The organism is Vibrio sp. S234-5, assembly GCF_000960595.1.
GTDB lineage: Bacteria > Pseudomonadota > Gammaproteobacteria > Enterobacterales > Vibrionaceae > Vibrio.
The window spans coordinates 18519-43643 of the sequence record NZ_JZAM01000216.1 but is presented as its reverse complement, the minus strand read 5'-3'; the positions used below and the strand labels follow the sequence as shown (position 1 = coordinate 43643).

General features: G+C 43.2%; 24 protein-coding genes and 2 pseudogenes. 15 read left to right on the top strand and 11 right to left on the bottom strand.

All coding sequences use genetic code 11. The annotated features are described in order from the left end of the window. Nucleotides 1-55 precede the first annotated feature (55 nt). A complete protein-coding gene (locus tag UF06_RS12640; protein ID WP_045570762.1) occupies nt 56-1216 on the bottom strand; it encodes an SIS domain-containing protein in 1161 nt (386 codons plus the stop codon). A gap of 19 nt (nt 1217-1235) precedes the next feature. Then, complete coding sequence (locus UF06_RS12635; RefSeq protein ID WP_045570761.1) at nt 1236-2513, bottom strand: D-tagatose-bisphosphate aldolase, class II, non-catalytic subunit; 1278 nt, start codon at nt 2511-2513, stop codon at nt 1236-1238. A gap of 726 nt (nt 2514-3239) precedes the next feature. Here UF06_RS12635 and UF06_RS12625 point away from each other — a divergent pair. The 3 genes from UF06_RS12625 to UF06_RS28380 all read left to right on the top strand — a co-directional run bounded on the left by UF06_RS12625 (nt 3240) and on the right by UF06_RS28380 (nt 6598). Continuing rightward, nucleotides 3240-4808 carry a sulfatase-like hydrolase/transferase gene (locus UF06_RS12625; RefSeq protein ID WP_045570759.1) on the top strand — a complete coding sequence of 523 codons (1569 nt, stop codon included), beginning with the start codon at nt 3240-3242 and terminating at the stop codon, nt 4806-4808. A 776-nt stretch (nt 4809-5584) separates the two neighbouring features. After that, on the top strand, nt 5585-5971 hold the full coding sequence (locus UF06_RS27810; RefSeq protein ID WP_226971379.1) for a transposase domain-containing protein: 387 nt from the start codon (nt 5585-5587) through the stop codon (nt 5969-5971). Nucleotides 5972-6163: 192 nt separating this feature from the next. Next, nucleotides 6164-6598: a hypothetical protein gene (locus UF06_RS28380; RefSeq protein WP_226971373.1), complete on the top strand. Its 435-nt coding sequence runs from the start codon at nt 6164-6166 to the stop codon at nt 6596-6598. A gap of 14 nt (nt 6599-6612) precedes the next feature. On the opposite strand, the gene UF06_RS27800 is transcribed toward UF06_RS28380, so the two are convergent. Continuing rightward, nucleotides 6613-6918, bottom strand: a complete 306-nt coding sequence (locus tag UF06_RS27800) for a hypothetical protein (RefSeq protein ID WP_226971375.1) — start codon at nt 6916-6918, stop codon at nt 6613-6615. Nucleotides 6919-7094: 176 nt separating this feature from the next. Here UF06_RS27800 and UF06_RS28200 point away from each other — a divergent pair, with 176 nt between their 5' ends. From UF06_RS28200 to UF06_RS12585, 8 genes and pseudogenes are all read left to right on the top strand, one after another. Continuing rightward, a complete protein-coding gene (locus UF06_RS28200; protein WP_045570758.1) occupies nt 7095-7307 on the top strand; it encodes a DUF6250 domain-containing protein in 213 nt (70 codons plus the stop codon). Nucleotides 7308-7332: 25 nt separating this feature from the next. Next, entirely contained in the window at nt 7333-7500 is a 168-nt protein-coding gene (locus tag UF06_RS28195) for a DUF6250 domain-containing protein (RefSeq protein WP_171816732.1), read from the top strand. Between the two features lie 413 nt (nt 7501-7913). After that, nucleotides 7914-9428: an OprD family outer membrane porin gene (locus tag UF06_RS12610; RefSeq protein WP_045570757.1), complete on the top strand. Its 1515-nt coding sequence runs from the start codon at nt 7914-7916 to the stop codon at nt 9426-9428. Nucleotides 9429-9687: 259 nt separating this feature from the next. Then, nucleotides 9688-11910 carry a hypothetical protein gene (locus UF06_RS12605; RefSeq protein WP_045570756.1) on the top strand — a complete coding sequence of 741 codons (2223 nt, stop codon included), beginning with the start codon at nt 9688-9690 and terminating at the stop codon, nt 11908-11910. A 67-nt stretch (nt 11911-11977) separates the two neighbouring features. Then, nucleotides 11978-12307: pseudogene (locus UF06_RS12600) on the top strand (hypothetical protein); the annotation flags it as partial. Between the two features lie 39 nt (nt 12308-12346). Beyond that, on the top strand, nt 12347-12541 hold the full coding sequence (locus UF06_RS12595; RefSeq protein ID WP_045570755.1) for a hypothetical protein: 195 nt from the start codon (nt 12347-12349) through the stop codon (nt 12539-12541). A gap of 343 nt (nt 12542-12884) precedes the next feature. Continuing rightward, the gene (gene umuD, locus UF06_RS12590; RefSeq protein ID WP_039461217.1) at nt 12885-13292 is read left to right on the top strand and encodes a translesion error-prone DNA polymerase V autoproteolytic subunit; all 408 of its coding nucleotides are present in this window, start codon (nt 12885-12887) and stop codon (nt 13290-13292) included. Then, a complete protein-coding gene (locus UF06_RS12585) occupies nt 13292-14548 on the top strand; it encodes a Y-family DNA polymerase (RefSeq protein ID WP_045570754.1) in 1257 nt (418 codons plus the stop codon). Before umuD ends, UF06_RS12585 begins: the two co-directional genes overlap by 1 nt. Nucleotides 14549-14563: 15 nt before the next feature. Here UF06_RS12585 and UF06_RS12580 read toward each other — a convergent pair whose 3' ends face one another. Next, entirely contained in the window at nt 14564-14908 is a 345-nt protein-coding gene (locus UF06_RS12580) for a hypothetical protein (RefSeq protein ID WP_045570753.1), read from the bottom strand. 511 nt (nt 14909-15419) lie between these two features. Then, nucleotides 15420-15684, bottom strand: a pseudogene (locus UF06_RS27790) (IS3 family transposase); the annotation flags it as partial. A gap of 20 nt (nt 15685-15704) precedes the next feature. On the opposite strand from UF06_RS27790, the gene UF06_RS27785 reads away from it, so the two are divergent. Next, nucleotides 15705-15860, top strand: coding sequence for a hypothetical protein (locus UF06_RS27785; RefSeq protein ID WP_242402015.1), 156 nt, complete (start codon nt 15705-15707; stop codon nt 15858-15860). A gap of 55 nt (nt 15861-15915) precedes the next feature. On the opposite strand, the gene nadS is transcribed toward UF06_RS27785, so the two are convergent. Continuing rightward, nucleotides 15916-16200: a NadS family protein gene (gene nadS / locus UF06_RS12565; protein ID WP_045570750.1), complete on the bottom strand. Its 285-nt coding sequence runs from the start codon at nt 16198-16200 to the stop codon at nt 15916-15918. Beyond that, on the bottom strand, nt 16187-16525 hold the full coding sequence (locus tag UF06_RS12560; protein WP_226972498.1) for a type II toxin-antitoxin system RelE/ParE family toxin: 339 nt from the start codon (nt 16523-16525) through the stop codon (nt 16187-16189). The genes nadS and UF06_RS12560 overlap by 14 nt, the downstream gene beginning before the upstream one ends. Nucleotides 16526-16819: 294 nt before the next feature. Between UF06_RS12560 and UF06_RS12555 the strand changes: the two genes are divergently transcribed. The 3 genes from UF06_RS12555 (at nt 16820) to UF06_RS12545 (ending at nt 19628) form a co-directional block, all read left to right on the top strand. Beyond that, entirely contained in the window at nt 16820-18016 is a 1197-nt protein-coding gene (locus UF06_RS12555; protein WP_045570748.1) for an AAA family ATPase, read from the top strand. After that, a complete protein-coding gene (locus tag UF06_RS12550; protein WP_045570747.1) occupies nt 18016-19095 on the top strand; it encodes a ParB family protein in 1080 nt (359 codons plus the stop codon). Before UF06_RS12555 ends, UF06_RS12550 begins: the two co-directional genes overlap by 1 nt. 317 nt (nt 19096-19412) lie before the next feature. After that, nucleotides 19413-19628 (top strand): hypothetical protein, encoded by a 216-nt coding sequence (locus tag UF06_RS12545; protein ID WP_029837338.1) that lies wholly within the window; start codon nt 19413-19415, stop codon nt 19626-19628. A gap of 303 nt (nt 19629-19931) precedes the next feature. On the opposite strand, the gene UF06_RS12540 is transcribed toward UF06_RS12545, so the two are convergent. From UF06_RS12540 to UF06_RS12525, 4 genes are all read right to left on the bottom strand, one after another. Beyond that, nucleotides 19932-21794: an AAA family ATPase gene (locus UF06_RS12540; protein WP_045570746.1), complete on the bottom strand. Its 1863-nt coding sequence runs from the start codon at nt 21792-21794 to the stop codon at nt 19932-19934. 529 nt (nt 21795-22323) lie between these two features. Beyond that, nucleotides 22324-23142 (bottom strand): hypothetical protein, encoded by an 819-nt coding sequence (locus UF06_RS12535; protein WP_045570745.1) that lies wholly within the window; start codon nt 23140-23142, stop codon nt 22324-22326. Nucleotides 23143-23282: 140 nt separating this feature from the next. Then, nucleotides 23283-24395, bottom strand: coding sequence for a hypothetical protein (locus tag UF06_RS12530; RefSeq protein WP_045570744.1), 1113 nt, complete (start codon nt 24393-24395; stop codon nt 23283-23285). Nucleotides 24396-24806: 411 nt separating this feature from the next. Continuing rightward, nucleotides 24807-25058: a hypothetical protein gene (locus tag UF06_RS12525; RefSeq protein WP_045570743.1), complete on the bottom strand. Its 252-nt coding sequence runs from the start codon at nt 25056-25058 to the stop codon at nt 24807-24809. Between the last annotated feature and the right edge of the window lie 67 nt (nt 25059-25125).

The window sequence follows — 25125 nt, the reverse complement described above, 5'->3', positions numbered from 1 at the left end:
CGCTCGTCTATTCGGCACCATACAATATTCGCTGACATAGTATTGAAACCCTCAGTTATGATTCAAATTGGTGGATGATCACGCCTTGCACGACACGGTTGACTTCGCCCGTTGGGCAAGGATTATCAGGTGTAATGTCTAGCGCTAACGAATGGAAGAATGAGTACTCTTGAGCCACAATTAAGTATGGGAAAATCAACTCAACATCAGAAGCCGCTTCTAGGCCATCAATATGCAGGTAGTGACCATCAGTGACAATATCATCTAGTTGCGCAGCAACTGCCACCACTTGTAGTGCTAGGTTATCACGACGTAATTCTGTCAACAGGTCTAAGTCGTATTGACGTGTGTATGGGTTATTCGAGATGTAGACCATGACCAATGTTTCATCATCAATAATTGACTTAGGACCGTGACGGAAACCAAGTGGCGAATCGTACATAGCAACCACTTTGCCCGCCGTCAGCTCTAGTAATTTTAGAGCAGACTCTTGAGCCAGACCTTGGAAACCACCGGAACCGATATAGATCACACGTTTTGCATCTTTCGCCACGATGTCACGAATTGGTGCACACACGTCTTGGATCAGCTTTTTAGATTGTTCACATACTTTCTCGAAATCTTGTGAACTGGCTTTGTTGAAAGTTAAGAACGAGAATGCCGCCATCATCATTGAAGAGAATGAGGAAGTCATTGCGAATGACTTATCGTTAGTCTCTGCCGGCATCAGTACCGCTAGAGAACGCACATCGCTTTGACAACGGTTGTAAAGCTGACCGTCTGCGTTACAAGTAACCACTAGGTGGAAACAATCAGACAAGACTTGAGAAGCCAAATCTACCGCACGCACGGATTCTGGTGAGTTACCAGAACGAGCAAATGACACCAACAGTGTTGGGATATCTTCAGCAAAGTACTGAGATGGGTTTGACACGATGTCTGTGGTCGCAATAGCTTCTACGCGGCAGTTTAATTCTTTCGCTAGGATTGGCGCTAACGCTTTACCGGCAAATGCAGACGTACCCGCACCTGTCATCACAATTCGTAAGTTCTCTTTGGCAAACAGTGGCGAAAGAAACGCTTCTGCTTGCGCACGACATTCATTCACAATCGCAAGGGTTTTTAACCAACAATCTGGTTGTTGCTCGATTTCTTTTGCTGTCCAGAAACCTTTGTTCGTTTCTAGATCAGCAATGTCAATGCCTAGGTGTTTCATTATTTAGTCACTCGTATAATTAAAACTTACAAGCACGTGCGTAGATTTCTAGCACGGTCTTTTGAATCTTGTTGATAACAAACGCTTGCGGGTTGTTTTCTATTTCACCGCTACGCAGTGCTGCATAACCTTCAGGTAGGTGTTGGCTCGCAAGCGCAAGAGGTAATCCCTCTTTTAGGTTGGCAAACAGCTTGTCAACGGCAGCTTGAATAGTTTCATCTGCCCAGTAGTAACGGATACGATCAGATAGAGAGTAAGAACGTGAAAATTTTTGCTCTGCTTCGTTACCGTGGTAGTACTTCGCCCAGTTATCTGGTTTTGCAAGCATCACAGATTCGATAACGTTACGTAGGTTAGAGCGTTGCTCGATAGGTAGTATTTCATCTTCAATCGCACAGAGACCGTATAGGGCTTCACGCATAGCAAAAGTTAGCTGCGGGCCCACTTTTAAGATCGCAAAGTGATCGCGAACTAATAGAGCGTAGTTTTCTGGAGATTGGTAATCGGTTGAGTGTGCTTCAAACAGTATATTCTCAAACTCGTTAACCACTTTTGATAGTTCAGCCGCTGACTCTGGTTTGTAATCAATCACACTAGAGTGGTCAAACTCAACGGCAGGTTGTACAACCAAGCCTACAACGCGATCCCAACAATCTAAGCCAGCAGCAGCAAATGCGTCCTTGTGTGCTTTAATAGTTTGACGAGCCGCTTCTGGTGACGTTGGTTGCACTTCGTGTAACTCTTCAGTTTCACCACCCGGTACTGGCACTTCTGTACCAACCACATATGTAAATGCCCGTGCAGTACCAAAATTTTTCACTGCTGTGTCTTCTGCAATTTTCGCAAGGCGCGCAGCACGTTCAGCCACGATCTCATCCGTTAAAGACACAGGATCATCGGCACATGGCATCGAACAGTCTAAGTGAATTTTCGTAAATCCCGCAGCAACGTAAGTTTCGATAAGTACCTCTGCTTTTGCCATCGCTTCCGCAGCTGGTTCATCTTGCCAACGGTTTGGACCTAAGTGGTCACCGCCAAGGATCAAGTTTTCAGCGTTAAAGCCATGTGCTTCTGCTAAGTTAAGAACTAAATCACGGAAGTCAGCAGGTAACATCCCCGTATAGCCGCCGAATTGATCAACTTGGTTCGACGTTGCTTCAATCAAAAGCGGGGATTTGTCTTTTTTCGCTTGCAGAATAGCTGCTTCAAGAACAAGAGGGTGAGCAGAACATACGGAGTAAATGCCGTTTTCGTTACCAGCTTTATGCTGCTTTACTATGTTCAGTAGAGTTGTCATGTAATCACTCCAAAGTGGATCAATTCGGTATAAGTCTTACCCGACGTTTCTATGAAGTTCGAATACGAAAAAGGCGCATGTTGTAAGGTTTTAAACGATGACGTCTTCGACTACGTCATCCCAATCCAGACGCCAAAATTGCACCAACTTCAGATGAAAGGCCATAGCAACACCGAGTTCATTCGTCATAGCTACATCAATAAAAACATCATCCAAGCAAAGAATGTTTCCGTCGTTGTAATGCCAGAATTACTGTGTTATCCCCATTTCACAGAGCGACACCCTAGTAAAAATAAGATGGTGTTTAGACACTTCATAGGTGAAATTGAAAGGAGCAATTTATCCAATTCGAAGTGCCCACTGGTTATTCTGTAATAATAACAAATGAACTTTCATTTTTCTTCGATTTGATGATACGAAAAAAAACAAAAGCCACACAATACGAAAGCACTGTTTTTTTGATGCATTTCACAAATCACTCCAATTTGTTTCGATTTCGCATCAAAAATTAACATACAAACCAAATAAAAAGGGAAACGAACCAATTAAAAACAAAATGAAAGTAAGATTTTCTTCGCGGCATTTTTTGATTTTCTATGGCATGATTTCCGACTTTTGTGATCTACCAATTCGAAATTCAACTTTCGATCACTTACGATACAAAGAGGTAAGCGTATTAGAAAACAAGTCGCTTGCAATTTAGAATATTGACAAGAGGAAACCACCATGTCTGTTTCTCGTCGAGACCTGTTGAAAGGGATTGCCGCGACAAGCGTTGTTGCTACAACAGCCGCTTGTTCTTCAGTCACCTCAAATGGCACTGCTCCTGCTCTGGGTCAGAATAAAAAGCAAAACAACGTAAAAAAACCAAACCTACTGGTTATTTTCCCTGATGAATGTCGTACTCAGTCACTGGGTTATATGGGGATGGATAAACACACGATGACACCAAACATCGACCGCATGGCGCGTGAAGGTGTCGTTCTCGATCAAACCATTTCAAATTTCCCGTTATGTACGCCAGCGCGCGGCATGTTCATGACTGGTCAGTACCCGTACCGCAATGGCATTCACGGTAACTGCCATACGCCGGAAGAAGGCCACTTTGGTGGTTCTAATTTTGGCGTTGAGCTAAAACAGAACGCGATTTGTTGGTCAGATGTGCTGAAAAAACAGGGATACTCACTGGGCTACCTAGGAAAGTGGCACTTAGACTGCCCGAAACCGCCATTTGTGCCGTCTTACAATAACCCACTCGGTGGCCGTTACTGGAATGACTGGACACCGCTATCGCACCGTCACAGTTTTGATTGGTGGTACTCTTACGGTACGTACGATCTGCACATGAATCCAATCTACTGGACTAACGAAACGCCACGTGAAGCACCGTTGAAAATCAACCAATGGTCACCAGAGCACGAAGCGGACATGGCGATCAAATACCTACGTAACGAAGGTGGTCAATACCGTAATGAGGAAGAACCATTCGCACTAGTTGTTTCCATGAACCCACCGCATTCACCGTATGATCAAGTACCAGAGAAATACTTAGAACGCTTTAAGGGCAAAACCTCAAGAGAGATGAACGATCGTCCAAACGTCGATTGGAACAAAGAATATTTGGAAGGTTACGGCCCTGAGTTCTACAAAGAATACCTCGCCATGATTAACGGTGTTGACGAGCAAGTTGGTCGTATTGTCGATGAGCTCGACCGCCTCAACCTTGCCGAAGATACGCTTGTCGTCTTCTTCTCTGATCACGGTTGCTGCCTTGGCGCTAATGGCCAGCCAACGAAAAACGTGATTTATGAAGAGTCGGTACGTATTCCGATGATTTTCCGTTGGAAAGGCAAACTGATGCCAATGCAAGACGATCTTCTCTTCTCTATCCCTGACCTATTTCCAACCATGTTGGGTCTGATGGGGTTAGATACTGAGATCCCAGACACGGTAGAAGGCACCAACTACGCGAAAACAGTACAAGGTGAAAAAGGCGATGAACGTGCCACTTCACAGCTTTATGTGAAGTCACCTTATGGCGCACCGTCCTACGGGCAGCGTGGAGTTCGTACAGAACGCTACACGCTGCAAGCAACGCGTAAAATTGGTAAGCCAATTGAATACATGTTGTTCGACAACATCGCTGATCCGTTCCAAATGAATAACATTGCGGATAAGCACCCAGAGTTGGTTGAACAACTGGTACAAACCGAACTCATGCATTGGCTTGAGCACACCGGCGACTCTTGGCGTCCAACAGAAGTGCCAGCTTCTGTGTTAAACGCTTATATCTAAGTCTTACTTAGCGATAATAAAGCCAGCTTTGTGCTTAATGCTGATCGTTTGGCTACTTGAACGACCATAAAGAGGCTCCATAATCGGTCGTAACGTAAGTTACGACCGATTTTTTAGTGCGCCGAGCATGGTGTCAACCTAGGAGGTGAAAGTCCTCTACGTACCTTGTCGAGCAGGAAACGTTAGCCTATGCAAGGGTGTCCATCGTGAGGTGGAATCTCCGAGGCGCCGGCCGGAAGTAAGCAAATGGCAAAAAATAGCTTTGACGAACAGAAATCTGGTAGTAGGCATAGTCAACTTGGGTAACCTAGCTAGAGATAGAATAGCCCGAAGTCTCGAACAGAAGTGTGATTATGTAAACCAGGCAGAGCTATGGGAAAGGGTGGCCTCTTACCTCGGGAGGTCTTATCGCCTGTCTCATTAGAGACTAATTGCAATAGTGATGTTGTGTGATGGGCATAAGAAGTCAGCAGAGGACATAGTACCTAAGATTTAGGGAAGGCCTGAACCAAGGTTTTAGATAAACAGGTAACAAATTCTCAGTGTGTACGGAGTCTCAGTAAAGAGTAGAACCCCTACAGCTACGTTAGAAATATGTTGAGAAGTCGGAAATGGATCTGCAACTAACGAAGAGAGGCAAGACATAGTGGCGTCGGAGTTAAACAGTGAATCTAAGCCAACGAAAGTTGGTATGCCTTGGAACCGCCGTATGCGACCCACGCTTGTACGGTGGTGTGAGATGACGGAGGCCGTGAGGCCTCCTCCTACTCGATTGTCTGAGTTTTCAAAAGAGTTACAAGTGTAGTGGTGAGTTTTGCCACGAGCGCCCAATCGATGTATTTAATAAGCATACCCCTCTGGAATGGGGTGAAGAAGCTGTTCAACAAACTGGGCGAGTATCGCTCAGAAAACGTCGTCTACCCGCTGAACAAGCTGTTTGGTTAGTGCTCGGTATTGGGCTTCAACGTAATCGTTCCATTCAAGATGTTTGCGATAAACTGGAATTAGCGTTCCCGGACGTGGAGGGAAAACTTACTCCTATGGCAACGAGTAGTATTATCAAAGGAAAAGAACGTCTTGGAGATAAGCCAATGCGCTATTTTTTAAAACGACAGCTCAACAATGGGAGCAACAATCAGAGTTTTACAAAGTTTGTGGCTTGAAGCTTCTTAGTGTCGATGGCACCTATTTAAAACTCATAATACAGAAGAAAATCAGCATTTTGGTTTTGCTCAAAAGGGAGCATCATTCCCGAGTGTGCTAGCGGTAACATTGATGTCAACACGTAGCATCTTCTATCTGATGCTGCTTTTGGCCCAGTAACCAATAGTGAAATCTCCTACGCTCAACAACTGGTGGGCTCCGCTCCTGATGACTCATTAACACTCTTTGATAGAGGGCTAACTTCTGCAGAGTTATTTACCAGCTGGCGTGGCGCGAGTAGCAATAGCCATTGGTTAACCCCCATCAAAGCCAAAATCGTTGAAAGCTACACTGAACATGATCATCTCATTGATATGCCTGTATCACCCCAAGCTCGAAAGCTGGCCCAATATCTTGGAAAAAAGTGGCGAGATCGACTCATTCTTATCCCAACACCTAAAGGTGCACTCAAAGGCTTTATTACTTCTTGCTTATGTCCTGAGCGCTATCCGTTTGATGCTCTAGTAAAAGTGTATTGGGAGCGTTTGGAAATCGAACGCAGTTACGGTGAACTCAAGCAGTATCAGTTACAGAACAAGCCAACCTTACGGAGTAAGAAAAAAGTCGGGGTGTATCAGGAGCTATGAGGCATTTTAATTAGCTACAACATTGTGAGGTTGAAAATGGCTGAGATGGCTAAACAACATAAAGTAGAGCCTCTGCGGATCAGCTTCATTAATTCCTTGTTTTTGATTATGGATGAAATGATTTGGGCGAGTGACACTCCAAGCCCAGGAGCAATACCAAAAAATTTAAAGAGACTCAGGGATAGCGGGAAGCGGCTTATTCTTCCAAAAAACAAAAACGAAGACTCTATCCCCGAGCGGTTTTGAAAAAGCCAGTTTCGATTGCCACTCGCTCTTAAGCGACTGGCATTAAGCGTTTGCTGGCTTTTCTTTCCACCCACCGTTTTTACTCCTGATGACTACTCTTTAGGTAGTATAATGAAAAAAAACTTACCTTACTCGTTGCAGCATTAAGTTTTTCATTTGGTTTTGATACGGCGCAACAACTGATAAAAACGCATGCCACGTTAGCCCACAGTGACAAATTCGATAATGGAATCGAAACTGGGTCGTCGAAATGACCGATGTATCACGTACCGAAATAAAAGGATCAGCACTGGATATTGATGATGGCAACGGCACCACCGTGTGGTTTAAGCACGATATTGACACCCCATCTGCGATTGAATTTGATGGTATGGTCTTGCTTAATGGAGGTCCGAATGACCGAAGCACGGATCTCAACTGGTTCTGGATGGCGCAAGTTCAACATTCAAAAAAGCTTTTTTGAAAAATCAGATTAGCGTGCAGGCGATATGCGCAAGTACGACCCAATGCCCTCTTACTACATTGGTTACGGGGCGAACGATAACTCCACCACTCGCTTCCGCCGTTATGCCGATGATAGCCCTCGTCTTCCTGAGTACGACGTTTCCGCAAAAGAATTCATGAACTTGCCGAACGTATACACCAAAATTAGATGAACGTATCTATGTCTACGTCAATGATAAACAACTGTATGAAATTACCGATGAAGCGCAATTCAAATCGGGTAAATTTGGCGTCCGTACCTGAAAAAGCCACCTAAAAATTGACAACTTTAAAGTCTACACCTTGAAGTAAGCGTTTTACTTCACTTCAATAGCGTATAATCCATCTGTGGAGTATGCACTATTACATTGCATTTCCTCATGCCATCCATCTCTGTAACAACTCCCTGCGAATCAGCGCTTAAATCAGGATTAATATCTCATTTTCGATTAACTACCTTTGGTCTTCTTTTGTTTTCGTGTGTGAAGTCACGAAAGATTATGAAAGTCAGTAATAAAATTAACCTATTACTTATTCCTTACTATTCCACCCCACTCGATAAAGTGGACATTGGAGCTGGACTTTTATGGCACGTAAACATCAACCGACCATTTGCGCACGAGCGGTGAAACTGACCCTCGGTGGCGTACTCTTATCTAGTGTATTGGTAGTACCTTCTATTGCTAGTGCCTCATCTTTAAGCCAAGTCTATAAAGAGGCGACCACAAACGACAAAATCACCGTCTCATTGGTCAACTACTACAAATCGGCACACCGTTGGGATACCGATGTTAAATACTTTGATGAGAATGGTAAGTTTCGACAATCGGAAGAGGGTCACCACACACAGGCAGAGTGGACGCAATCTGTCGGTATGTTCTATAACTCTGGCAAGATCAGCCTTGGTGACAGCCCGATAAAAATGAATTTAAACCTTGGCTACTCGCATGTATTTGAGTTGGATAGTCAATACCCAGGAGGCATGCACAACTGGCATGGCGGGCAAAAATTACTGGAAAGTAAGGACTGTGTCTGGACCGGTGGTGAGAAATTTAAGGGCCAGTACAAATGTTACGATGTGGAAGGTTTCGGTAAAGTGCCAATGGCCAATGCCAAGTTTTACTGGAAAGGCGGTAACCTGACCGTCGGTGACGGTTTTTTCAACACCGGTATGATCACCACAGCTGCTGCCGATGACGCGACTCTTTCCAGTTACCGCGGGGTAATGCTTCGCCACAAATGGAATAACTACCGTTTTGATGCTGCGTTTGTAACTGGCTTTATGGACGGCCTAGACGACAAAATGGGCGATCTGACCACCAACAGCAACTACTATGACCCATACCCTAATACTTACGACTACCTCTACACCGGACGCGTAGATTACCGCGCAGGTCGTGACTGGGGTTATGTATTCTCTTATGGTGAAGCACAAGATTACTTACGTCGCTTCCACACTAACGTCTGGATGAATCATATGATCACGCCAGAAACGAAATTACATTTAAAAGCACAATATTACTACAACAAAGCGGCTGGTGATCTTTGGCACGAAGATGTCGAAAGAGGCGTTGCTGCCTTTGATGACCACGCCTATCTGATTGCTTACCACGGGAAACTGGAGCGAGATGCATTGGGCTTATGGTACGGCTACCATACGGTTGATGCACCAAGATCAGATGGCAGAGGCAGTTTCTCTTACGGTTTCGGTGGTGCAAAAGGCTACTTGAGCCTAGTCACTTCGCCAGGTTACTCCTCTTTCCGTAGTGATGGTGGCCAAGCTCATGTTGTCGGTATCTCTTACGATTTGCGTCATTTCGGCATTCCTGATCTTAAGCTTTCGTACCGTTTCCACTGGGAAAGAAAAGCAGGACAACATTACGACAATAACGACCAGCTCGCGATGGGTCGCGGTGAAGAGCATGTTATCGATGTATTCTATCGCCCACGCTCTGGTTCAATGAAAGGCTTTGAATTCTTGCTCCGCAGCAGTATGTACCGTCCGGACCGTACTTATGCAAAATTAGTCTCAGAGAGATCAGCAGACCGTGGTGACATCGATGCGATCAAAGCCATTGTCAGTTACTCATTCAAACTCTAAAACCACTCCTTAATTAAAATCCAAAGCCAATCTTACGATTGGCTTTTTTTACCTTCAAAAACCCAAAATACACCATCGCTTACTTTCAAAGAAGGATAAAACACTTCGAAAACTGGCATAAATCACATTAATGAAAGCTTTAGAAAGTTAATATCACCCCCCTAATAACACATTACGTAAATGAACAAAGCAACCAGCATGCCATCTGCTGACTCGCAGTAGAAAGGCATTGTTGTTCAACCGTAGGAACAAACGCGATATGACATTCAAACAAAAGACCCTAGCTGTTGTCATTACAGCAACCCTGATCGGCTGTAATGCCGAAGACAACAAAGAACTTCCAATCAGTAACGACAATGTTTACCCACCAATAGCAACTGAAGTAGTCGCCCCTGCGCTTTATGTAGGCCAAACGGTCAAGGGGACATACAAATTTGTTGACCCGAACGCGACACCACGTGCAGAAGAAGGCAGTGTCTACTCATGGCGTAATGCTGCAGATGAGACTGAAATCATCGCTGCACAAGCACTTCCTGTATACGCGTATCTTGAAGGACTTAACCTCAAATTCTGTGTGACACCAAAAGCACAAGGCGATATTAATACAGTGGGCACAGAAAACTGTAGCCTGCCAAAAACTGTTAACGGTCCACTGGGTGCTAAACCAGAGGTGATTGCAGGTAGCGTCACTGTTTCTAATACCACACCAACCGTTGGCAATGTACTGACTGGATCTTATGAATTTGATACCGGTCTAGGCGTGACAGAAGGTACTTCTGCGTTTGCCTGGAAAACAAGTACTGACACTGTGGGCACTGAAAAAACCATCACTCTTGGCAACACGCTAGAAGGTAAACAGGTACAGTTCTGTGTTACGCCTAAAACCGATAGCACGCCAGCCGTAGCTGGTGATGAAGTCTGTTCAGCGTTAACTGACGCAATTACAGCCAAAGCGGGTTCAGCACCGGTTGCATCTAATATCACGCTCTCTGCAGAGGCCTTTATTGGCGTAGAACTGACCGCCGACTACACCTTTACTGATGCTGATGGTGACCTTGAAGGTGCCAGTACCTACAGCTGGAAGTCAGGTGTAAGTAAAGTTTCAACCACAAAAACCTATACCCCAGTAGAAGGTGACAAGGGCACTGCACTAGAGTTTTGTGTTACTCCAGTCGCCAAAACAGGTATACCAACAAACGGTACTGAAGTTTGTGCAACAACGACACCAGTCGCTGTTGTTTCAGAAGCGAAACCAATCGCAAGTAACGTAATTTCAGAAGTTCAGGCTCCTGCGACTGATACTGAAGTTGGTGCCACACTACGTGGTAACTATGACTATGCTCAAGCAAACGGCAGCCTCGAAGGCGCATCTGCCGCAGTCTGGAAAGTAGACAATATTGCAGGAGAAGTGTGTGCTGATGCGCGCACTTGTGATTACACCATAACACAAGCAGATTTAGGTAAACAACTGGATTTCTGTGTCACACCACAAACTGCATTAAGTACTGCTGGTGATGAAGTTTGTCTGACGTCTAAAGTGACGCCAAAAGGCATCAAAATCGAAGGTAAACTTGAATACGACCAAGAGCTAATCGCAACCGTGTATGGCTATGCGGCTGACGCAACTCTTGGTGAGTGGAAGGTTGACACCAGTAACCAAACTGGCCCAGTAGATGAAGGCAACAAGAGTGTTCAGCATACAGGTAACATTTATAGAATCGGCGCTCGCGGATCTCTTGCAACCGACTATGACTGGTTCGCTGATGCTGGAGTAGGCTTACTAGAAGCGCGTGACTTTATTGGTAAATCAGTTGAATACTGTGTGGATGTTAACGGAACAGCAAAATGTCTAAACGCAGCTGACAGCGCAAGCGTGGCAGGTGGCCTTTACTATGATGCAGCAAACGCAAGCAAACGTGGTATCGAACCAGTACGTACTATTGAAAATGGTACCCTTACTTACCATCGTCCACTCACTTTTGCCGAGACACAACTGAAAGACAAAGTGGGCTTTAACGCGAACTTATTAACAGCAGTAGCACCGCAAACATTCAATGGTATTGATTGGGCGATGTACAACCATGAACAAACTGATGTGTACACTGCATGTACTAACTTATATGATGGGGAGCAATGGGCACTGCCAATTGGTATCACAGGTTCTTTGTACTCTGCCGATAATTACCCTGGTAATAATGCTCCAGATGCTGGTAATTACTACCTTGGATCACTCAACAAAGGTTTTGTAACCTCAAATGAAGAAGTCGATCGCTTGATGTCACCAGTGTTTGGTTGGCCAACGGGCGCGTCAACGCCTGTCGATATCAAAACGCACTACATGAGTGCATCAGTCCGTATCGGTACAGACCCTCTTAAATACTGGGCTCTGCGTATGTATGCTTCTACAAGTGGTAACTCCGCAACACTAACCACAAATTTCAACCAATTTGTGTCTTGTGTAACTGTAACACCTACTCCTTAATGCCATAAAACTTGAGCAATCTGAGTGTCCCTTACTCGATAAACAGCAGACTCCACCTTCGGGTGGAGTTTTTTTGCACAACAAAGCTGACAAACCCGTAAGTGATTATTACCAATATCGAACCGAGAAAACCATCATATTGGCTTGGTCAAAACATCAACGTCGTTTGTTTCCTGAATTGCGCAAAGCTTGCCTCAACCATCCTGAAACTGAGTTTTTGGCCAATGTAGCCAACAGTGCGGAGCACCGAGAAAACTACTCGATGGGGGCCGGTACCTATCTCACAGATAAAGATTACATTCGTTGTGGCTGGCAGGTGAGAAAGGTGCGTTTTTGGTCCACAGAGAACAAATCGCAATATGTTCCCTTGGGTGAATTGGCGACAAACTTAGGCTAATGGTTTTGGGGCTTACGCCCCAAAACCTACGGAGCATTTATGAAAAACTTCTTAATTGATCAGAAAATGGTCAACTTGGTCGAAAGGTTGCGTCAGATAGAGAAGATCACTGTTAGAGAAATCATTGGGGCGCTCAATGTGGCGTTAGCGTCACGTGATGTTCGTATTGAGTCGAAACAAGATTTCGACGACTTTTTACATCAAGTCTGTGAATATCAAGAGCAAGATGAATAGGTAAGTAGTTGTGTGCATTTTGCAACTATCTTGCACATTGCAATTCAAAATATGAAACGTGATGATATAAACACCATTTAATCCCCTGTTTTGTTGGATATTTAACCATTTCTATTTGGCACGCTATTTGATATACATACAGTGACCCTTTTAAGCCGAGGGTCACCTAGCCAACTGACGTTGTTAGTGAATGAATTTGTTCACAAAATTTAGCCAGCTGCCCTTTGCGTCTGGCTTTTTTCTTTTTTGTTCTGCGATGACAGCGCGACTCTCTCTAATCATATTGCTTTTTTCCGTACCTCATATCAAAATAATGCTGTATAAATAAACAGTATTATTATCTATGAAAGTTATCCCTATTTACGCGAGTGCCGGCATTACTGGCTTTGAAAGCCCTGCGGCTGAGTACAAGAAGCTTGCAATAGATTTAGATGAATTGCTCATTGAGCACCCGAGCGCAACCTTTCTAGGGCAAGCAAAGGGCGACTCGATGCAAGGCGTTGGGATCTTTGATGGGGATTTGTTGATTGTTGATCGGCATGTGCAAGCTTCAGATCAAGACATCATTGTTGCTAATTACAACGGTGAATTTGTCTGTAAGATCCTCGATATTCGTCGCCGTTTGTTACTTTCAGCCAATGAACATTTACAGCCTGTTCCTATCCATGAGTTTGATTCTTTTTCAATTGAAGGTGTGGTGATTCGCTCGATTCGCTGCCACCGCCCTAGCCCGTTGTTGTGTGGTGAATAATGTTCGCGCTTGTCGATGCTAACTCGTTTTACTGCAGTGCAGAGCAAGTCTTTCGGCCTGAATGGCGGGGTAAGCCGGTGATTGTTTTGTCGAATAACGATGGCTGTATCGTTGCCGCAAACCGGCAAGCCAAAGAAGCCGGAATCGAAAAGTTTAAGCCCTATTTTCAAGTACGCGCCTTGTGTGAACAGCGAGGGGTGATTGCCCTTTCTTCTAACTACGAGCTGTACGCCGATCTGTCAGAAAAAATGATGCAAGTGATCGGTCGATTCGCACCAGAGCAGCATGTTTACTCTATCGATGAAACTTTTCTTTCTTTTGAACGTTGTTTAGCTGCGATCGGCGATTTCCGTCAGCACGGCACTTTGATTCGTCGAGCGGTTTGGAAAGAGTGCCGTTTACCCGTTTGTGTTGGCATGGGCCCCACCCTTACTTTAGCTAAGCTTGCCAACCACGCGGCGAAAAAAATACCCGGTTACTCCGGCGTTTGTGTGCTCGATAATGAAGCCGAGCGCCTAAAAGTCTTAGCAAAAACGCCTGTTTCAGACGTATGGGGAGTTGGCCGTAAACTCTCTTCCCATTTCAAACTAATGGGTATCAATACCGCACTTGATCTCGCCAAAAAACCTGCGCCGTTAATGCGCAAAAATTTTAATGTTGAAGTCGAACGGACCATTCGAGAACTGAACGGTCAACGCTGTAAAGATTGGGATGTTGCGAGGGCTGATAAGAAACAGATTTTTTCTACACGCAGCGCAGGCCAGCGGATCACCGATGTTGAATCACTGCGCCAGGCATTGTGCCTGCATGCTGGGATAGCCTCACGCAAAGCGAGAAAACAAAGTTCGCTATGCCGTGTGATGTTAGTGTTTGCCTCGAACTCTCCATTTGATGAAAAACCGGTGAGTTTTAAAGCCATACATCGCTTTGCTTACCCTACATCTGACGTTACTCAGATCACTTCTGCGGCGTCCCGTTTAGCCAATGAAGTGTTTCATGAGGGGGTTCGCTTCTACAAATTTGGGGTTGGTTTGCTCGATTTGCAAGACGGCCGACATGAGCAAAAAGACCTTTTCAACCCATGTCCGAACGATGAAAAATTGATGGCCGTATTTGACAGCTTAAATCAACGTTATGGGGACGGTGCTGTTTTTCTAGCAGCGCAAAGCATAGGGAGTAAATGGGAAATGCGGCGCGAAATGCTCACGCCACAATACACGACCCGTTGGCGAGATCTGCCTAAGGTAAGGTGCTAAAATTTACAATATAACTTATTGTTTTTCTGACAGGTTGTATTCAGTGTATACGCCACTTTCTAGGATAAAATCAATTGTGTTGAAAGCTACGTTTGTGACGTCGTCTTCAAACATACGGTTAGCTCTTCCTCGTTCAGTCCAGCTACGGGCAGTGTATTTTAGTACATTTTGTGCTCGGCAAGGCTGGTAATCCATTACATTTCGATGCGAAACAGCACGCCCAGCACTTACTACCGGATCGACAGTTGTATCACCAAGCTCAATAAGCTGTATTCCCTCGTACGAATGTGCACTGACCATCCAGCCATAAGATAAAGGGGCGTCGCTTTCGTCGAATTTAGTGCATAGCAAGAGGTTCATATTTTTCTTTCGGAGCTCTGTCTGCCGTTCGATTAGTTTGCTATGAAGGTTATGGGTAATACAGTTCTTCTTTTTGCTTTAACTTCAAGTTTGATGCCACTACACGACCCACTGATGATGTATTGTCTGGTTTCTGCAATCTATTTAGTTGAACCCGTTTTCTTGTAACCAAATGTCAGCAATTCGTTCGCCTATAATACCGTCTACTTTTGCCGTAATTTCACCCCCTTTGTATATCGACCGACAGTAAGGTGGGCAGCATAAGGTAGGTTCCGCCAAAATGTTCACTGAGGACATTAAGGGAATGAGGCGAAAGTAGATTACTCACTTTACCTCTACTGGGGTTCTTTGGGATGTAAATATTTTGTCCACCGTGTTCATTAATAAGCGTGTACATTTCGTCGTAGCCAATGAAGTAAATTAAAACCTGTATTACTAACGGGAGTTTGTGATACTCAGTACTTGGCACCTTATTGTTATACTCGTTCGGCATACTATCCTCCGTGTTAGATTAATGATCTGCATCAACAACGCTGGAGACTTCATTAAGCCCGACATTTTGATGTTCAAAGTTAACTGGGTTTAGATCCCCAAGAGCACTGTGCATTCTTGTCCGATTATAATCAACTTCTATGTATTCAAACACCGTTTGGTGCATCGCCTATCTTGTCATCATCGACTCATGCTTTGTCCTAAATATAAGCACTTATTATATCTCAATAGCCTTTTGAGCAGCACTGGCTACCTCGATCACTATGAACGATATCCGGCTCAGGGTGAGTTATGTAAATCACAGGTGCGCGATACATGGGGAGATGGTACAGAGTTTTCGAACAGAGTAGACATTGAAAACTATGATCAGTCGGTTACAGGTTACTACTACCCAGAGAAAGACAATCTGGAAGCGTCTGATCCTAAACGCAAGAAAACGATTGCTGAGAAGTTTTTGTAAAAGTTTTGTTCCTGTAAGGTGCACATGTTAAGAGGGGAATGTGCACCTTGTTGCTTTATACCGCTGCAAATTTATTAAACAGCTCAGGCTCATCCCTAAGAACACAAAGAACCTTTTCAGCTAAGCCTGTTGGGTTTCTTCGCTTTTGCTCCCATGATTTCACTGTATCTACACTTACATCTAGCGCGCTAGCCAATTCCTTTTGAGTTACGTGTAGCTGAGAGCGAATAGCCTTAACGTCAGCCACTTCATAGCGTGTAATGCGAGCGGCCTCTGATTTGCCTTCTGCAATCTCAATTGCCTGCTGCATTGATGTAGATAGGTCTTTAAAAATACTCATTTTTATCTCGCTTTTTCTTTAACATCTCACGAGTCTCTTGCTCGCGACTTCGATGTTTCTTAATTAGCTCAGAAGAAAAACTCTTTAGCTGGTTCTTCTCACTATCAGTTAGACTATCTTTTCGGCCTTTCTTGTACGCCAATATCAAGTAAACGGTGTCAGGTAACACGTAAAGATAGATGATGCGGTACCCTCCGCTTTTGCCGCCATTCTCTGTTGCTAGGCGAACTTTCCTCAATCCACCCGTTCCCTTGATGAGTTTTCCAACTTCAGGGTTTTTAATAATATCTGTTTGTAGATCTCTGAATTCTTCATCAGTGATCAACTCCTCTCGCTGAGAACTAAATAACGGCGTCTCAACAAATTCGATTGCATGGCTAATATCAATCTCCTTTTTTAAAATATTTTAGGCGTACATTGTACTCCTGTCAACGAGGAAAGGCGATGTGTTTCATTAAAGTAGTACCACACATATGATTCATTAAAGTCGCATATTTTAACCGACTTACTTTTATTTAAACTGATATCCGGATAACAACATTCATCCATACCTCATTTTTTAATACACACCTTGAAAACTAAAGTATATACTATTTTTAAATCCTCTATGGAGATAGAAATGGATACCCAACAAACCACATTGACCTTTCAAGCTCTTAAGCAAGGTGCCGACGGTTACATCAAACGCCGCAATCAGCGTTTACTCGCCAACCATCGTAAAGAACTGCGTAACTTTACTCGCGCTGAAGCTACTACCTATCTCGATATCGATGCTAAAACATTGGATAAGTACGTCGCCAATGCCGGGATCGACCCACGCCGCCATCAAGATTCTCAGTGGTCGATTAACATTGAAGAGATGTATACGGTGCGCGATTTGTTGCCCGACTCTCTGCGCAAAGAAGCTAAATTTGTCCGCGATAGTCACCAAAAGACCCAAATTATCGTGATTCAAAACCAAAAAGGAGGCGTTGGGAAAACCGTCTCTGCCGCAACGATTGCATCTGGTTTAGCCACTGAATTTCATCAAGAATATCGCGTCGGTCTGATCGATATGGATGGCCAAGCGACACTTTCCATGTACTACGCGCCGGAAGCAGAACAGGAAGGTTGTTTGTCCGTGGGCGACTTGATGATGCAAAACTTTGATCTCGAAGAAGGTGAAACGTTGGCCCAAGTGGTGTCGGACTCTTTTTTGAAAACCACCATACCTAATCTGCGTATCCTACCGGCATCACAAACCGACCGAGCGATTGAGGGCTGGTTTCATGAGCAAGTGTTTAGCCACAAACTGCCTTCCCCTTACTCAATTTTGAGTGAGATTATCAACTCGGTGCGAGATGAGTTTGATATTATCCTGATTGATACCCCACCATCATTAGGGTACGCCACCTATAACGCCTACTTTGCAGCGACCAGTGTCGTTTTCCCACTTTCGATTACCGAAAACGACATCGATGCTACGTGCTCCTATTTCAGTTACATCCCTCAAGTGTGGGCCTTGTTGGCGAATGCCAACCACTCTGGTTATGACTTTATGAAAATACTATTAACTAACCATAGAGACGGCTCGACAACCACTGAATTAATGAACAGCTTGTACGACCATTTTTCTCCTTATCTTTACTCTAAAGAGTTCAAACATAGTGAAGCGATCCGTCAGGCCTCTTCCCTACTTTCCACCGTCTTTGATATGTCGAAAAGTGAGTATCCGAAGAGCAAAGGCACTTTCCAAAGTGCGCAGCAAAATGGTTATGAAGTGACGAGTCAAATTTTGCGCGACATCGTTAACGTTTGGCGAGAGGAACAAAAATAATGGCAAAAAAACGTGGAGGAAGCCCCTTAGGTAATGCCCCAGGGTCTCAAGAAGCACAAGTATCGGCAGCAAAAGCGAATATTGACAGTTTAACTCGGCAGCTATCCCAAGAGCTCACTAATGCCGGCGAAAGTGTTGTCCACTATCTACAACAAACATTTGGTATTCAATCTGTCGGTAATAGCGTCGTATGGCAATTGGAATCAGGGACTCAGGCGACATTTAACGAAGTGACACTGTCATACGAACAAGTTCGCGATAATACCTACGTCACCTTTGAAGTAAATGGCCGTGATCAGTCTCTTTTGACTAAAGATTCATTGTCTGATCTTGCTTCTCTAGAGTTTCAGCAGTTTTACCCTGCCGTTGGCCGAGAACTGGATGGAAAGATCGATGTACTCGATGGGTCACGTCGCCGCGCATGGTTCTTACAAAATCGCGGGAAAGTGCAAACGTTTAGAATATTGGTCACTCAAGATCAAATATCCTACTCCGATGCTAAAGCACTAGCCAAGCAGTTACAAACCGCCAAAGAGCATAATCAGCGTGAAATCGGTTTGCAGTGTAAAGCGATCATGGCCAGTGGCGATTTTACACAAGAAGATGTCGCTAAAGTGATGAGAATGAGCCGTCCCGCGGTCAGCAAAGCTCTCAAAGCCGCCAGTATCGATGACAAACTTATCTCCTTATTTTCGGATGTTAATATTCTCTCACACACGGACTATTCGTTACTCGATAAAGTCATGAAAACATTGGGAAATAGTGCTGAAGAGTTGGATCTATTCGTCGAGCGAGTTCAGGAAAGAACTGTCAATGTTCAGGCTGAACAGCCCCTTGATGAAACCAAGTTAGACATCATTGCCGCGATAAAAGCAGAGTTAAAAATCACTGAAGCAAAACAAGTGAAAGAGCAAGCGGAAGTGACCCCCCTCGCCCAGTTTAACAGCAAAGGCGTTTTTGCCCGTAAGCGAGTAAAAGGCCGCAATTTCTCGTACGAGTTTGGCCGCTTGTCTAAAGACGTGCAAAGTGAACTCGACCAAGCGATCGCGGCGGTATTGGAGAAGCATCAAGACCGTTGAACCTGTTTTGAATCTCACAATAGGCAGCTCTTAGCTCAGCTGCCTATTGTGGATCAGAATAAGCCATTATATAAACGCCTCGGCTCATTTTTGGACAAAGGCGTGTTTGCCGTGATCGGCTCAGGCACGCCTCTGGGCATTTTCGTGATAGCAATATTTCTAATTTAGTAATATTCGCATTAGCTCAAGTATAGGAACCCCAATACTCCATATAATCAATAATCATCCTAAAAAACATGTGCTCCTCCTTGAAAATCCCTCCAAGCCCCCACACATATATATGTGCAATATTGCATAAACTTAATAAGAGGTTTCCGATGAACGATTGGGATTACGTGAATTTTAGCGAAGATCATGAAATGGATTATCATTTAGGGCTGGTTGGTAAATCGAAATCTGAATACAACAGAAAATATCTAAGAGATAACACTCAATGGACAGCAAAGAATAAGCTGGACAAAACGCGCATTACCCACACTGAATTTAAGCCCTTTGTTATAGCCGATAAGCCGAATTTGAAAGATCCAGCTTAACGCGAAATGTAGATAAAAGACGTCTCCTATGAGGAGGCGTTCTTCACTGCTGCATCAGCTCCTTTTTGTCGTTGTTAGCTATACGTACAACTATGGGCCAAGTAATTCCCTTTACCACTTCTTACTTACTGTATAGCAAAAATACCTAACTATATGAATTACCAATTTTAGTCATAGCACACTTAGGGGCATTTTCGTGTTTCATGCCCCGTCGGCACACCTTTGGACAGAAACGTGATAGGTCTATTGCTCTAAAACGTTTCTGTCAGATTAGGAAAAGTACGTTGAAGCCTTGAACTCTTATTAAGCTTTTGGCTTCAAAATGCGTTCAATCTTGCTTACTACATCCTCGCCTTTTTCAATGCTAATAGGAAATCCACGAACATTTAAAATATTGCTTTTCAATGCAATTGAAAGTTGCTCGCCCTCTACAGCCAAATCAAAAAGTTCGGATTTCTCTCTCAGGATTGTCTTACAAAGCACCTTCATTTCTTGAGTGTTAGACCCCGCATTTAGCTTAGCTACAGCAGGTGCTGCTATTGATAGCAGTACATCTCTCAATGATTCGGCTTCATTGATTTTTTCACCTTGAGACGCAAACTTAATACACTTAGTCACTTCAGGTAGAACGACTTCTAACGTTGAAGGATCCAAGCTATCCAAGTGTTCAATTTCATCCACAGCAGCGCTGGGTTTTCCTTCAGAAGTGAAGATGTCAGACGATTGATAATATGATTCAATTGCCCCTCTTCTTAGAATAAAACAACCTGCTAGTTCTAATAGCCCCAAGACAGCTTCCAACCTGTTTCTAATTGTGATCCAAGATCTGTCAGCGTTTAAATCAGATAATGTACTTTCATCATGATTAAATAAAGCACAGAATACGGATCTTCGTTTTGCTTTAGTCTCTTCGCCTTCCCCTTTATTTACCCAATATGGATGAGGAGTAGCTATATCCTTGATCTCTTCCCATTTGTTATTTGCCAATTGACAGAAGTCATTATAAGCAGCATTGGCAAGAGAAGCTGCAGAAGCAGCCCCAGACTCAGCGGCTTTTTGATCTGCGATTATACATCCGTTGAGATAATAGTTAGTTAATTCAAGACTATCTGCAAAAGCATCAGCATCAGCTAAAACCACTGGAGTCTTTCCCATTAGTCTTATAAATTTTGACACTACAGGCATTTGACCCGTGCCAATCACTGGCAAAAACTGAGAGCCAGATGCCTCCAAATGAACCCCTAGTTTTTGAGACAAAAAGCTACAAATGAGAGCGTCTGAAGGCCCCTCAACTAATAGTGGCTTTTTACAAAATAGAGAAAGTTTATGCTCTTGTCCTAGACGAGCAACTAATGCCTGTATTTTCTTGTTCTGAAGTTCGCCAGATTCTGGAGAGATTTGGACAGGTGCAGTATCTAAGTCATGGCAAAAAACTAGAGATAGCAGGTCGTCACATTTTAATATATTCAACATTTCTGTTGAATGAGTTGCCATAACTATTATCTTCTTAAAGCCACCTTCAGAGTAGTGGCCAGCAGCTGAAGCAATCTCATTAAGTAAAAATGCTTGTAACTGCGGATGCAAGGAGACTTCTGGTTCATCTAGCATCAAAGCCCCTACGTCATCATCATAAAGCGCTGCTAATAAGCCAACTAAATGAAGTAACCCTGACGCCTCTCGACCTGAGGAGTATGGTTCACCTTCCCTATCCAACCTTGCAAAAACAACCTTTAAAGTACCCGCATCCCATTCAATAATGAGATCTCTTTTGAATAACTTTTTAAGACGTTCTTGCACTTTAACCAGAATGTCTGCTCTCTCCGATAATGTTTGGAAGTCGCCATTTAGCGTTTCAATGTTATGGCGCCTATTTACGTCGCTTTTGCTACCGAAATTAGCATTTTCATATAAAATATGACCACCTCGATGGCCATCGAAATCCGATCGACTCTCCTCAAGCATTCCCATTCTTCCAGCAGAAATAAACCTAATCTTCTTACCTTGAACATGCTGTGGTAGTGCATTCTTTATGGCTCTAAGCAGGTGTGTTTTACCACTTCCATTGGGTCCAATTAGTATTGTCAGCCCATTCCGAATGGTAATTTCGCGATTAAAATTTCCATTGTGGCTCTGAACTGTAGTGTTTAACACGATAGGGAAAGGCATATTTATTAATCCTTTAAGATGTATAACAGCGCCTTTTCAGCAGACATTGTCTTTATAATATTAAAAAAATACAGGCACCATGGCAGTAAAATACTGTTCTATGGGGCTTATTGTCCCTAGCTCTCACAAATTACAGGTCATGTCTGTATAGTTGCAAATGCTCAACTAGGGTCATAATCTTCTATTAGAAAATGTAGGTCAAGAACTGACATGGGGAAGTGCTCAGGAATCGACTGCTAAATGATTTTGGGGCAAAAATGTTTCAGCCAGATCTGGCTGAAACGAAGATGGACATAAAAGTTTTGGGAAAGGTACTCTTGGTTGACATTAGCAGGCAGGAAAGTATCTTGAAAGCTTAAGATTGCGGTCACTTTGTCGTGTACGCTAATTACTGAATGCTCCGCACCGCCCGATTGCCCCCGTCATTTCTGGTTGAGGGCATTTTAGCTGGCGTTTTTTTATTTCACTCCGGCTACGTGTCCACTTTTTAAAATGGGGCAACCGCATACGTGACCACATCGGTTCGTATTCACCTAATCGTTGGATCGTAATGCTCTAAGTATTTTACGAACTGTTTGATAAACTTTTTGTCAGCATGACGACCGGTAGGGAATGGTTTTTTGGTGATTATTTCGAACTGGCTACCCACAGAAAGGCGTTGTTTGGTATCTTCAATCACATTTTTTGCCTGAGCTAAGGTTCTCGGTATTTCATGAGTAGTCAGCAGGCAAGCATCAGTACCGAATTCATTCAAAACGTAATCAATGATATTTGCTTGTTCACCTTTGAATTCTTTATCGGTAATGAGTGTTTTACGAACGGATTTCGCAATCCCATTACATAACTCACTATTACAGAATACGACCATATCTCTGTATACAATAAGGTACTCGGTGTCGATATTCAGCCCACCCTCAGTACGAGTAAAGCAAGTTGCATCGAACATATTTTGGCGAGTAGTTATTTCATTTTTCAGTTCTGTCAACGTGGTTATATTTTTTCGCTCGATCAGTCGTTCCATATAATGGTTTGAATATGTATCGATATTGTCGACTGACAGTCGTTTCCCCCAATGAAAAGGAGCTGTCGGATAGTATGCCGTTTCGGTATAAAGAAATCCGTTTTCTGCAAATAGCAGTTCGGCGACGATCACTTTTCCGTAATGGACTATTTTTACTCCTGAATGTATTGGTTTAAAATGGTTTGTATTTTCATGATGCGCACACAGGTAATTGTAAAATGAATCAGGACTGGTTGAACTTCTCAGTCGGTTGGAGACTTCTGTATGAGCGGTGTTTATCTCAACTTGTAAACGCTGCCATATTGCTTTTGCTTCATTGATTTCCATTATTTCACACTACTTTTAATTAGTACTTATTACGTATAGTCAATAATCTCAACAATAAGAACACCGTACATTTATATTTCTAGGCAATATGTAAAAACTGATGATATATGCCATGTTATACGCTAATTCTGTGACTTGATTTAGATGAGTACATGAGCCCCAGGTATGTGTCCCCCTGCCTTAGCTATGTTTTGCTTAAGTTCGTAGAGGTTATCGGCTTCAAGTCCTTGCCACTTTCTGAGCTCTTCTATCTGACTGAACAAATCCAGAGTATTTACATTCTTAATCACAGCAATTCGATCTGTTTCGCCAATGGCGGCGTCGTAGTTACACCAATCGAACCCTTCAGGAACAGTAGATGCATGCGAAAGGTCACGAGGCTTTAAATCATCATCCGACATGTGAATCAGAATGTGATAGTTCATGTTTTCACTTAGATAGATCTCAACTCGAATTGTATGCCAGATATCCAACTCCGGCATTTGCTCAACTGCCGAAAGATAGCCATTCATCAATACACTTAGCTCACTTTTAACAAGCCTATTTGCAGGGTAATCAAACCTTCTGTAATCTTGCATAAAGGCTGCTATTCGATTTCCGGTTAGCACTACAGGAGTTTTGGGCACAATGAGGTCAAGACCGTTATTGGTTTCATTACCGAACTGAAATTCAGGCAATACCTCAACAAGTGACCATAACTGGCGTAGTCGATGGAAGGTTGCCGAATCATTGATAATGAGACCATAGAGTTTAGTTATAAGTGAAAGTTCATTTACTGAAGATCCAATGAGTTTGCTATTTAACGATGCATCTTTGCAAATTTCAGCAAATTCTTTTGAGCGTACTAATTGATTTATAGCTTCAACCTGTTGTTCTTTATCATCATTTTTATAACTACACTTTTTAAGAATTTCATTCACTATAGCCTTGTTAGTTAAGCTTTCATAAACGTCACGGTGAAATCTATTAAGGGTTACAGATATGTACTGGTTAAAGAACGAGTCTAAACAGTCGTAAAGCTCTACATATTCGAATCGACCAGGATCTCTTTTGGGAGCTCCACAGATCTCGATGATTTTCCTTACTTGACTAGGTGAAACTTTAAGTGGTTTATGGACACTTTTTAATTCACTTAGCCTTGACTCTTCGATACCAAAATCTTTCGCCAACTCCTTCTGTTTTTTACCTAAGCTTTCATAAAAGGCAATAGCATGATTTATCCATTTTATTGATTCTTCTTTAGTCATTTTCATTATCTAGTCCATCGTCATTTGTTATGAACAAGACTACCATTGGGATGAATTCATGTAATTACATAAATTGCGTAATTATGCGTAATTAATTACAAACAAGGGCATGAAAATCAAAAAATGAAGATAAACATTGATACCTTAGGGCTGTTCTCCAACAAATGGAATTAAAAGTACCTCAATACACTGTTCAACTTCCCATAGTGTCAGAAGTGGTAATCCCCCTCAATTCTGATAGCTATAAGTGTAAATAAGTAAACCGAAATATTAAGAATGCAGCGGTTGTATTGAACGTATGCACCCGCTGATTTTTTTACTATCGTGACATTAGATAATGTATCGAAAACTTGGTTGTGGAGTTTACCGCTAAGTATTTACATTAAAACAGAAAGGGGAAAAAATGCGTTGCAGTTATTAAATGGGGAAGTGTTTTTCCTCATATTCCTCAACCAATGCAGCTAGCCTTTCAAGTTCGTCACCTTCGGGAGTGCCTGGTTCAGCTGCATCAAACAGAGATTCAATTCGCTTCAATGCGGCATTGTAATCACTTTCAGAAAGTTCAAGACCCAATTCATCCAATGCCACCGAAGCCAGTTCATCAACATGTGCAGTATAGGGTGTCATCCCCTCGACCAGTTCTTTTTCTGACAATCGCTTTTTACTCATAGCTCGCTTTTTCATTCAAAATGACTTTAGATAATTTATAGCATACTGAGTTACTAGCTGTATCGTA